We start from the raw sequence: 10374 nt of genomic DNA, 5'->3' as shown, positions 1-10374 counted from the left end.
ACAAGTCAGCACGCACGTTGCAGCCCCGGTCCACGCCGTCCGATACCGGACCTTGCCGGTGTGCTGGAACGACTCCGGCTGGGCAGGATCGTCCCGCCCCGCGGGATCGACGTGCTCTTACCGCGAGCGGGTCCTCCTGCGCGGAATTCTCCAGGTAGGCCGGATCGGTGCCTGTGGGGCGGTCGATCTGGGCGCCTCGCCGATAGGACGTGAAAAGACAAGTACTCCGGCGGCGGTCGTCGTGGTCGCTGTGGGTCGTCGTGGTCGTCGTGGGCGGCACGGGAGGCGGGGGTCGGCGGCGCCCCGGGGACGTGGAGGATGCGCGTGGGGGGCTCACCAGGGTGATCGGGAGCGCGGCGCCTCGGTCAGGAGGTCCGTGACCGCGCACCCGTACAGCATGGCGATCCGGCCGACGTCGTCCAGCGACCAGGCGACCTGGCCGGTGAACCGTGCGGAGACGGCCGAGCGGGAGAGGTGGAGGTGCAGGGCGAGGTCCTGCTGCGACAGGCCGCGGCGGGCGGTCTCCAGCCGGATCGCGCCCGCCGCCACGACCGCGAGTCCGTCCTCCGGCAGGGTAGGACCTCGCCGGCGGCGCACGCGCGGGGCGCCGGGTCCGGCCTCGGCGTCGTCGATGTCGGGATCGAGGTACGGGTCGGTGGCGGGGACCCAGAGCGGGTTCGCGGCGCGCTGGATACGGTCCGGGTCGAGCGGCATGTCGTCCATGCACGCATGCTCGCGAACCGGAAGGCGGAAGGTCGGGCGTCGTCCACAGCCCCTGAGGACAGCCTCCGAGGGCAGCCCCTGAGGGCAGCCCTTGAGGTCAGCCCCGAGGTCAGGACTGAGGTCAGCCCTGAGTCAGCCGTAGGTCGGGCCCGGGCCGGACGTAGGGGGTCAGGCAGCCAGGCGCTCGCGCAGCCAGGCGATGTCCGGGCCCATGTCGCCGTGCGTCTCGCAGACGACGGGGGCGCCCGCCGCGGCCACGACGCCGACGAGGAGCTCGGCCGGGATGTTGCCCTCGCCGAAGTGCGCGTGGCGGTCCGCCCCCGACCCGGCGGTGTCGCGCGAGTCGTTGGCGTGCACGAGGTCGATGCGGCCGGTGATCGCGCGGATGTCGTCGACGGCGGTCGCCAGGTCGATCCCGCCCGCCCAGGCGTGGCAGGTGTCGAGCGTGAAGCCGACGTTCTCGGCGCCGTTCGCCCGCATCACCGCGGCCCAGAGCTGCTCGAGACGGTCGAGCCGGCGCGCCAGGGAGAAGTCACCGCCCGCCGTGTTCTCGATGAGGACGGGCACGTCGGTCTCGAGGGCGTCGATCGCCTTGCGCCAGTTGTCGAAACCGACGTCCGGGTCGTCCTTCGCCGTGACGTGCCCGCCGTGCACGACGACACCCTTCGCGCCGATCTCCCCGGCCCCGGTCATGATCTGCTGCAACAGCTTGCGGCTGGGGATGCGGATGCGGTTGTTCGTGGACGCCACGTTGATGACGTACGGGGCGTGCACGTACACCTCCAGCCCCGCGGCGGCCGTCTCCTCGCGGAACGCCGCCGCGCCACCGGGGTGGGCGGAGTCGTCGAACGGCGGCACCTTCCACGCCTGCGGGTCGGAGAGGAACACCTGCACCACCTCGGCCCCGATCTCCGCCGCCTGCGCGACGACGTCCGAACGGTCGACGTGGGCCCCGATCTTCACGCTCATGCGCCCACCCTACGGACAGCCGGCGACACCGTCGTAGGCTGGCCCACCATGAGCACCACGCCGCCGCTCGCGTACGTCATCGCCGGTTCCGAGGCCACGGGAGGGGCCGGTATCCAGGCCGACCTCAAGACCTTCCAGCAGCTCGGCACCTACGGGGTCGGGACGCTGACCTGCATCGTCTCGTTCGACCCGAAGCACGACTGGGGCCACCGGTTCGTGCCCGTCGACCCGCAGGTCATCGCGGACCAGTTCGAGGCCGCGACGTCCACGCACGCCCTGGACGTGGTCAAGGTCGGGATGCTCGGCACGCCCGCGACCATCGACGTCGTGGCCCGCTCGCTCGAGTCGCAGCCGTGGCGGCACGTCGTCCTCGACCCCGTCCTGATCTGCAAGGGGCAGGAGCCCGGCGCCGCCCTCGACACCGACACGGCGCTGCGCGAGCGCGTCCTGCCGCTGGCCACCGTCGTCACGCCGAACCTGTTCGAGGCCAAGACGCTCGCCGGCATGGACGACATCACCTCCGTGGACGAGCTGGTCGAGGCCGCGCGACGCATCCACGCCCGGCTCGCCGACGGCCGCGGCCCCCGCTACGTCGTCGCCAAGGGCGGCGTCGAGCTGCCGGGCCCCGACGCCGTCGACGTCCTGTTCGACGGCGAGGACGTCACCGTCCTCGCGGCGCCCAAGGTGGGCGAGGAGCGCGTCTCCGGCGCGGGGTGCACGTTCGCCGCCGCCATCACCGCCGAGCTCGCCAAGGGCGCCGACGTGCCCGACGCGGTCCGTGTCGCCAAGGACATGGTGACGCAGGGCATCGAGGCGCGCGTCGCCGCCCGGACGCCCTTCGACACCGTGTGGCAGGGCGCGTACGCCGCGAGCTGACTGCCGCCGCGCGCGCCCCGCCGCGTCCGTCCGCGTCCCCGCCCGCGTCAGTACCCGCCGCCTCCTCCCGACCCGGCCGCGGTCGTGATCTCGGAGCCGTCCGGGGCCACCACCCACCAGATGTCCTGGAGGCCCTGGCCCGTGACGTCGCCCGGCGCGCCGTCGCCCGCGTACAGGTAGACGGGACGGCCGTCAAGGGTCACCTGGGGCTCGCCGTCGTTGCCGGTGATCGTGCCGACCTCCGCCGTCACGCCCTCGACCTTCGGCGTGCCGCCGGCGGCGTGCACCGGGGGCCACGCGGCGAGGCACTGGTCCGTGCACGCGCTCTTGCCCGAGCCCTTCTTGTCAGGCGTGTAGTAGTAGACGGTCATGCCCTGGCCGTCGACGACGATCTCGCCGAGGTCGCTGTCCGCCGTGGACAGGGCGGCAGAGCCGGACCCGCCCCCGGCCGCGGAGGACTCCGTCGTGGTGCCCGTCGTGGTGTCGGTCGACGAGCCCGTGTCGCCGCCGCCCCCGTAGCCGCCCCCGCCCCCGCTGCACGCGGCGAGGGTCGTGGCGAGCGTCGCCGTCGCGGCCAGGGCCGCCAGCCTGCTCGTGGTGCGCATGATGTCTCCTCCGGTTCGGGTGCACCTACGAGGCACGACGAGACCGCCGCCCCCGCGGTTCAGGCGAAGGCGGTCTGAACCTCCGCGGCACCTGCCTCGTCGTGCCAGGTAGGAGTCCAGGTAGGAGTGCCAGGTAGGGGCCGCGCGGCGGGCGCGGCCCGGCGGGAGGAGCCGGTCGTGCGCAGGCGGACGAAGGTGCTGGTCGGGGCAGGTGCGGGGCTCGTCGTGCTCGGTGGCGCCGCGGTGCTCGTCGGCCCGGGGCTGTACGCCGACCACGTCAACCGGGCGGCGGCCGCGGTACCCGCGCTCTCCGCGTCGGGGGCGCCGCTCGGCGACCCTGCGGCGCTCGGCGGCACGTGGGACGTGGCGGCCGGCTCGACCGCGGGCTACCGCGTGCACGAGGTGCTGCGGGGCGCGGACGCCACCGTCACCGGGCGCACCGACCAGGTGACCGGGCAGGTGACGGTCGAGGGCGGCACGCTGACGGCCGGCGAGGTCCACGTCGACGTCGCGAGCATCGCGACCGACGAGCCCCCGCGGGACGCGTACTTCCGTGGCAGCGTGATGGACGTGGGCACGTTCCCGACCGCGAGCTTCACCCTCACCGAGCCGGTGCGGCTGACGGCGGGCGCCACCGACGTCGACCTGACGGGCGAGCTGACGGTGCACGGCGTGACGCGGGACGTCGTGGTGCCGGCGCAGGTCGCGGGCGACGACGGCGGCGTCCAGGTCGTGGGCAGCGCGCCGGTGACGTTCGCCGACCACGGCGTCACCCCGCCCGCGCTCGGGTTCGTCCGCGTCGACGACCACGGCTCGGTCGAGTTCTCCCTGCACCTGGAGCGCGCGTCGTGACGCCCCGTTCCCGTGCCGATGAGGCGCTGCTCGAGGCGATCCACGCCGCGCACGCGCCCGACCTGCAACGGTTCGTGGCGCGCCTCGTGCCGGACGGCGCCGACGCGCAGGACGTCGTGCAGGAGTCGCTGCTGCGGCTGTGGCGGCACCCCGAGGTGCTCGAACGGCCGGAGGATTCCGTGCGCGCCTGGCTGTTCACCGTGGCGCGCCACCTCGTGGTCGACCAGCTCCGCAGCGCGCGGCACGCCCGCGAGCGCACCACCGGCCACCTGCCCGAGCCGGCCGAGCCCGACCGGACGCAAGCCGTCCTCGACGCCTGGCTCGTCGCCGACGCGCTCGCCGACCTGTCGGCCGAGCACCGCGCCGTCGTCGTGGGCGCCTACTACCGGGGGCGGTCGGTCGCCGAGCTGGCGGACGAGCTCGACGTCCCGCCCGGCACCGTGAAGTCCCGCATGCACTACGCCCTGCGCGCGCTGCGCCTCGCGCTGCAGGAGAAGGGGGTCACGCCATGACCGCGCCGACCGACCCGTACCGGGAGTGGGACGCCGCGTACGTGCTGGGCGCGCTGGGCCCGGCCGACCGGCGAGAGCTCGAGGAGCACCTGGCCGGCTGCGACGACTGCCGTGCCGCGGTCGCCGAGTTGGCCGGCGTGCCCGGGCTGCTCGCCTCCGTGCCTCCGGAGCACGCGCTCGCCCTCGACCCGCGCGAGGCGCCCGCCGAGGTCGTGCCATTCGCCGGCCTGGTGGGGGCGGCCCGGCGCTCGCGGCGCCGCCGGCGGACGCTCGTCGCGGTCGCGGCGTCGGCGGTGCTGGTGGGCGGTGTCGGCGCGGGCCTGGCGCTGGACCCGGGCGGCGCGGACCCGGTGCCGGCGACGTCCTCCCCGGCGCCGGCCGCGCAGTCCGTGCTCGTGGACCTCGCGCCGGTGGGCGCGGTCGACGTGCGGGCCTCCCTCACCGCGACGGCGCGACCGTGGGGCACGAGCCTGGAGTGGAGCTGCACCTACCCGCCTCGTTCGGGTGCCTACGACCCGGCGGAACCGGTCACGTACGCGCTCGTCGTCGTCGACCGCGACGGCGGACGCACCGTCGCCGCGACCTGGGCGGGAGAGGGCACGTCCGCCACCGGCCTGGGCGCGTCCTCCGCGGTGCCGCTCGACCGCATCGCGCGGGTCGAGATCGCGCGGGCCGATACCGCGCGGTCGGGCGGCGAGACGCTGGCCTCCGCACCGCTGTGACGCGAGGTCAGGCCAGCCGGGCGACCAGGCAGGGTCCGCCCTCGTAGATGCCGCCGTCGACGGCGAGCGCCCGCCCGTCCGCGTAGGACAGCGGCTCGGTGATGTCGGTGTACGGGCGCCCGAGCATCTCCGCGACGATGCTGTGACCGTGCACGACGCGGTCGCCGCCGAGCTGGTCGAGCAGCTCGCGCGCGGCCCGGGGGCCGTCCTTCCCGCGGAAGGCGTCGCGCGACGTGAGGAGCCGCCACGTCTCCCACCACACCGCGAGGTCGTCGCTCGCGAGCCGGTCCCGGCCGGCGGCGACGAGGTCGTCGAGGGTCCGGCCCCACTCGAGGTAGGCGAGGGTGTCGGAGTGCACGAGGAGGGCACCGGCGTCGCGGGCCGCCATGGGCAGGGTGCGCAGCCAGGTGACGTGGTCGTCGGTCAGCCGCGCCTGGTCGCCCGGCCGGCCGCCGTTGCGGCCCCAGGAGCGGGCGAAGCTGCGCCCGGGCTCGCCCGGGGGCGGGACCTCCGTCGCGCCGAACGTCCGCATGCCGAGGGCCAGCACCTCGTGGTTGCCCAGGAGCGCGCCGACGGCACCCTCGGACTCGTCGACCAGCGCCCGGACGAGGTCGATGACGCCCACGCCGTCCGGTCCGCGGTCCAGGTAGTCCCCGAGGAACCAGAGCCTGGCGTCGGCGCCGGCCCACCGCCCGTCGGCGTCCGTGAGCCCTTCGTCGGCCAGGGCGCGCACCAGGACGTCGCGGTAGCCGTGCACGTCGCTGACCGCGTACACCTTCGTCATCGTGCTCGCCCCGTTCGTCGTCGTGCCGCGGCCGGACCGCCGCACAGGGAGGGTAACGAGGACGGGGTCACGGCCGGGCCCGGGTCCGGGGCCGTTCCGTGGGGCCGTCTACGCTCGTCGACCATGACCCGGCCGCCGCGACACCTGAGCGCAGACGCCGTGGCCGACGACCGGCCCGGCGTGCGCTATCTCGTCGCGCGGGGGCTCGTGGTCGCCGGGCGGGTGCTCCCGGTCCTCGCGGTGGTGTCGGCGGTCGCGGCGCGGGCGACCCGGGACACCTGGTTCGGTGCGGCGCCGGACACCAGCGGCTCCAGCTCGGCGTGGCTGCCGCAGGTCGCGACCCTGCTCGTCGCGCTGACGGTCGCCGCCCTCCCGTGGCTGGCGCTCCCGGTCGTCTCGTCCGCGCTGGCGCGGATCGAGGACGACACGCTCACCGCCACCACCGTGCTCGGGCGCCGCGAGGTCGGCCTGCACAGGGCACGGCTCTGGCGGGCGCGCGTGCCGGGCGAGCAGTGGGGCACGCAGGTCGTCGTCGTCCGCGGGCGACCCGGGATGCTCGTCGTCACGGGTTCCGAGCTCTGGGTGGGTGACGCACCGCTGCTGGACGACGGGGCCGCCCGGTGGCGCGTCACCGCCCGAGGTGTGGTGCTCCTGGCCGCCCAGTGCCTGCTCGTCCTCGTCGGCGTAGGGGTGGGCGGGACGGTCACCGGCTCCTTCTGACTCGGGGGGGCCGGACCAGGACTCCCGGGACCACGGCCGAGGCCGGGAGGAAAAGGGCTGCGGTCTGGCGCCCCGCGGCTGCGACGATGCCCGCATGGACACCCCCGCCCCTGTCCCCGTCGACCTGTCGACGTGGCCGCGCCGGCAGCACTTCGAGCACTATCTCCAGGCGTCGCCGTGCACGTACGCGATGACGGTGGAGCTGGACGTCACCGCGTTCGCCGCGGCGCTGCGCCGCTCGTCGCGCAAGACGTACGTGGCGCAGGTCTGGGCGCTCGCGACGGTGGTCAACCGCCACGACGAGTTCCGGATGTGCCTCGACGACGACGGCGCCCCCGCCGTCTGGCCGGAGGTGCACCCGGCGTTCACGGTGCTCAACCCCGACCGCGAGACGTTCGCGTGCGTGTGGACCCCGTACGACCCCGACTTCGGCGCGTTCCACGCTGCCGCCGCGCCCCTGCTCGCGGAGCACTCCCGGGCGACGGACTTCTTTCCGCAGGGTGCGCCGCCGGCCGCCTCGTTCGACGTGTCGAGCCTGCCGTGGGCGTCGTTCACCGGGTTCACGCTGCACATCCGGGACGCGTGGCGGCACCTGGCGGATCTTCACGCTCGGGCGCTACGTGGAGCGGGACGGCCGCGTGCTCCTCCCGCTCGCCGTCCAGGTCCACCACGCGGTGGCCGACGGCTTCCACACGGCGCGGCTGGTCAACGAGCTGCAGGAGCTCCTCGCCGACCCCGCCTGGGTGGGCTGAGCCACCTCACGGACCCGCCGTGCAGGGTCACCTGACGGACGCGCCGACGCCCGGACCGCGAGACGGCTTACCCTCTAGAACCGTGAGCGAGAACCTGGGATCCACCGGCTCGATCGAGCGCGTGGTGGCACGCCACGAGATGCCCGACCCCCTGCGCGACGACATCCGCCTGCTGGGCGGGCTGCTCGGCACCGTGCTGAAAGAGGCCGGCGGGCAGGGCCTGCTCGACGACGTCGAGAAGCTGCGCGGCCTGACCATCCGCGCGTACGGGGCGGACGACGGCGGTGCGACGTTGGCGGAGGCTGCCGAGGTCGTGGCCGGCTTCACGCCGGACCGCGCCGAGCAGGTGGCACGAGCCTTCACCTGCTACTTCCACCTGGCGAACCTCGCGGAGGAGTTCCACCGCGTCCGCGTGCTGCGGGCGCGCGAGTCGGACGCCGCGGGGAACGTCGTCATCGAGGACTCCCTGCCGCAGGCGTTCACGCAGCTCGCGGAGGAGGTGGGCCGCGACGAGGCCCTGCGCCGCCTGGGCGAGATCGAGTTCCGTCCGGTGCTGACCGCGCACCCCACGGAGGCGCGCCGCCGTGCAGTCTCGGGCGCGGTCCGCCGCATCTCGACGCTGATCGCCGACCGCGACACCATGCGCCCCGGCGGAACGACGCTCGCGGAGAACGAGCGTCGTCTCCTCGCCGAGATCGACACCATGTGGCGCACCTCGCCCATCCGCGCGCACAAGCCGTCGGTGCTCGACGAGGTGAAGACCGCCATGGGCGTCTTCGACGCCACCATGTTCACCACGTTCCCCGAGGTGTACCGCCGCCTGGACGACTGGCTGCTCGACGGCGAGGCCGGCAGCGTGCCGCCCGTCGCGCGCCCGTTCGTCCACCTGGGTTCCTGGATCGGCGGCGACCGCGACGGCAACCCGAACGTCACCGCCGAGGTCACCCGCCAGGCCGCGACCCTGGCCGCCGAGCACGCGCTGGGCGCGCTCGAGAAGGCGACGGTCGAGACCGGCCGCAAGCTCACCCTCGACGAGGACGGCACGCCGGCGTCGGCCGAGCTCAAGGCGCTGTGGCAGCGGATGCGCCAGCTGTCCGACGAGCTCGTGACCCGCGCGGCCGCCGACTCGCCGAACGAGCCGCACCGCGCCGCCGTCCTCGCCGTCGCCGGCCGCGTCGCCGCGACGCGCCGCCGCGACGCCGACCTCGCGTACCGCACCCCGGAGGAGCTCGTCGCCGACCTCGAGGTCGTGCAGCGGTCGCTCGTCGAGGCGGGCGCGCCGCGGGCGGCGTACGGCGACCTGCAGAAGCTCGTCTGGCAGGTGCAGACCTTCGGGTTCCACCTCGCCGAGCTGGAGGTGCGCCAGCACTCCCAGGTGCACGCCGCGGCCCTCGCCGAGATCGAGGAGAAGGGCCTCGACGGGGACCTGTCGGAGCGCACCGTCGAGGTGCTCGACACCTACCGCGCCCTCGGCGCCGTGCAGAAGCGGTTCGGCATCCGCGCCGCCCGTCGCTACATCGTGTCGTTCACGCAGGCCCCCGAGCACCTGGCGGCCGTGTACCGGCTCGCCGCGCTCGCCTTCGAGGGCTCCGACGACGCCCCCGTCATCGACGCCGTCCCGCTGTTCGAGACCTTCGACGACCTGGAGAACTCGGTCGACATCCTCGAGGCGATGCTGGAGTTCCCCGAGGTGCAGAAGCGCCTCGCGGAGAACGGCCGCCGCGTCGAGGTCATGCTCGGCTACTCCGACTCGTCGAAGGACGTCGGCCCGGTCGCCGCGACCCTCGCCCTGCACAAGGCGCAGTCCCGCATCGCCGACTGGGCGCAGCGTCACGACATCACGCTCACCCAGTTCCACGGCCGGGGCGGCTCCCTCGGCCGCGGCGGCGGCCCGGCGAACCGCGCCGTCCTCGCGCAGCCGCCGCACTCGGTGGACGGCCGGTTCAAGCTCACCGAGCAGGGCGAGGTCATCCTCGCCCGTTACGGCGACCCGACGATCGCCGCGCGCCACATCGAGCAGGTCGCCGCGGCGACCCTCCTCGCCTCCGCGCCGACGGTCGAGAAGCGCAACGCCGAGGCCCGGGAGCGGTTCGCGCCGCTCGCCGACGCCCTCGACGCCACGTCGCGCGCCGCCTTCCACGGCCTCGTGCGGTCGGAAGGCTTCCCGCAGTGGTTCGCGCAGGTGACGCCGCTGGAGGAGGTCGGCCTGCTGCCGATCGGCTCCCGCCCCGCCAAGCGCGGGCTGTCGGTCAACTCGCTCGACGACCTGCGTGCCATCCCGTGGGTGTTCTCCTGGTCGCAGGCCCGGATCAACCTCGCGGGCTGGTTCGGCCTCGGCACGGCGCTGCGCGCCCGCGGCGAGGAGGAGGGCGGCCTCGAGGAGCTGCAGGCGGCGTACCGCGAGTGGCCCCTGTTCACGACGCTGCTCGACACCGTCGAGATGGGCCTCGCCAAGACGCAGGAGGACATCGCCGCGCAGTACCTCGCGCTCGGCGACCGCGACGACCTCGCGCAGCTCGTGCTCGGCGAGCTGCAGCTCACCCGCGAGTGGGTGCTGCGCGTCACGGGCAACGAGTGGCCCCTCGCCAACCGGCGCGTGCTCGGCCGCGCCGTGCAGCTGCGGTCCCCGTACGTCGACGCCCTCTCCCTGCTGCAGGTCCGCGCCCTGCGCGCGCTGCGCAGCCACGGCGTCAGCGAGGGGCTCACCGTGGACGACGGCGAGTGGGTGGACGGCGGCCACAAGGACCGCTGGCAGCACCTGCTGCTGCTCACCGTGAACGGCGTCTCCGCGGGCCTGCAGAACACCGGCTGACCCCGGCCCCGGGTTGTGGGGTCGAAAAAGGCGGGGCATAGCCACCG

The 10374-nt window shown here is 74.7% G+C and carries 11 protein-coding genes and 1 pseudogene; 8 read left to right on the top strand and 4 right to left on the bottom strand.

The genetic code is table 11. The annotated features are described in order from the left end of the window. Positions 1 to 333: 333 nt before the first annotated feature. A complete protein-coding gene (locus ACFT55_RS15795) occupies positions 334 to 723 on the bottom strand; it encodes a helix-turn-helix transcriptional regulator (RefSeq protein WP_380244789.1) in 390 nt (129 codons plus the stop codon). A 168-nt stretch (positions 724 to 891) separates the two neighbouring features. Then, positions 892 to 1692 carry a deoxyribonuclease IV gene (locus ACFT55_RS15790; protein ID WP_380244788.1) on the bottom strand — a complete coding sequence of 267 codons (801 nt, stop codon included), beginning with the start codon at positions 1690 to 1692 and terminating at the stop codon, positions 892 to 894. A gap of 48 nt (positions 1693 to 1740) precedes the next feature. Here ACFT55_RS15790 and ACFT55_RS15785 point away from each other — a divergent pair, with 48 nt between their 5' ends. Beyond that, positions 1741 to 2568: a hydroxymethylpyrimidine/phosphomethylpyrimidine kinase gene (locus tag ACFT55_RS15785; protein WP_380244787.1), complete on the top strand. Its 828-nt coding sequence runs from the start codon at positions 1741 to 1743 to the stop codon at positions 2566 to 2568. Positions 2569 to 2615: 47 nt separating this feature from the next. Here ACFT55_RS15785 and ACFT55_RS15780 read toward each other — a convergent pair whose 3' ends face one another. After that, positions 2616 to 3173: a hypothetical protein gene (locus ACFT55_RS15780; protein ID WP_380244786.1), complete on the bottom strand. Its 558-nt coding sequence runs from the start codon at positions 3171 to 3173 to the stop codon at positions 2616 to 2618. 177 nt (positions 3174 to 3350) lie between these two features. On the opposite strand from ACFT55_RS15780, the gene ACFT55_RS15775 reads away from it, so the two are divergent. The 3 genes from ACFT55_RS15775 to ACFT55_RS15765 are packed head-to-tail and all read left to right on the top strand — an operon-like array spanning position 3351 to position 5259. After that, positions 3351 to 4025, top strand: coding sequence for a YceI family protein (locus ACFT55_RS15775; RefSeq protein WP_380244785.1), 675 nt, complete (start codon positions 3351 to 3353; stop codon positions 4023 to 4025). Beyond that, the gene (locus ACFT55_RS15770; protein WP_380244784.1) at positions 4022 to 4537 is read left to right on the top strand and encodes a sigma-70 family RNA polymerase sigma factor; all 516 of its coding nucleotides are present in this window, start codon (positions 4022 to 4024) and stop codon (positions 4535 to 4537) included. Before ACFT55_RS15775 ends, ACFT55_RS15770 begins: the two co-directional genes overlap by 4 nt. Next, the gene (locus tag ACFT55_RS15765) at positions 4534 to 5259 is read left to right on the top strand and encodes an anti-sigma factor family protein (protein WP_380244783.1); all 726 of its coding nucleotides are present in this window, start codon (positions 4534 to 4536) and stop codon (positions 5257 to 5259) included. The genes ACFT55_RS15770 and ACFT55_RS15765 overlap by 4 nt, the downstream gene beginning before the upstream one ends. A gap of 7 nt (positions 5260 to 5266) precedes the next feature. Here the strand turns inward: ACFT55_RS15765 and ACFT55_RS15760 are convergent, their stop codons facing one another. Then, positions 5267 to 6043: a metallophosphoesterase family protein gene (locus ACFT55_RS15760; protein ID WP_380244782.1), complete on the bottom strand. Its 777-nt coding sequence runs from the start codon at positions 6041 to 6043 to the stop codon at positions 5267 to 5269. Between the two features lie 123 nt (positions 6044 to 6166). Between ACFT55_RS15760 and ACFT55_RS15755 the strand changes: the two genes are divergently transcribed. The 4 genes and pseudogenes from ACFT55_RS15755 (at position 6167) to ACFT55_RS15740 (ending at position 10327) form a co-directional block, all read left to right on the top strand. Beyond that, positions 6167 to 6763 (top strand): hypothetical protein, encoded by a 597-nt coding sequence (locus ACFT55_RS15755; RefSeq protein ID WP_380244781.1) that lies wholly within the window; start codon positions 6167 to 6169, stop codon positions 6761 to 6763. Positions 6764 to 6857: 94 nt separating this feature from the next. Next, a pseudogene (locus ACFT55_RS15750) lies at positions 6858 to 7301 on the top strand (CatA-like O-acetyltransferase); the annotation flags it as partial. Then, the gene (locus ACFT55_RS15745; protein WP_380244791.1) at positions 7264 to 7515 is read left to right on the top strand and encodes a CatA-like O-acetyltransferase; all 252 of its coding nucleotides are present in this window, start codon (positions 7264 to 7266) and stop codon (positions 7513 to 7515) included. The pseudogene ACFT55_RS15750 and the gene ACFT55_RS15745, both read left to right, overlap by 38 nt. Before the next feature lie 139 nt (positions 7516 to 7654). Next, positions 7655 to 10327, top strand: coding sequence for a phosphoenolpyruvate carboxylase (locus tag ACFT55_RS15740; RefSeq protein WP_380244790.1), 2673 nt, complete (start codon positions 7655 to 7657; stop codon positions 10325 to 10327). Positions 10328 to 10374 lie beyond the last annotated feature (47 nt).

The sequence above is a fragment of the Isoptericola sp. NPDC057191 genome (assembly GCF_042670225.1).
Lineage (GTDB): Bacteria > Actinomycetota > Actinomycetes > Actinomycetales > Cellulomonadaceae > Isoptericola.
The sequence above is the reverse complement of the archived record's forward strand: the minus strand, read 5'-3'. Positions and strand labels throughout refer to the sequence as shown.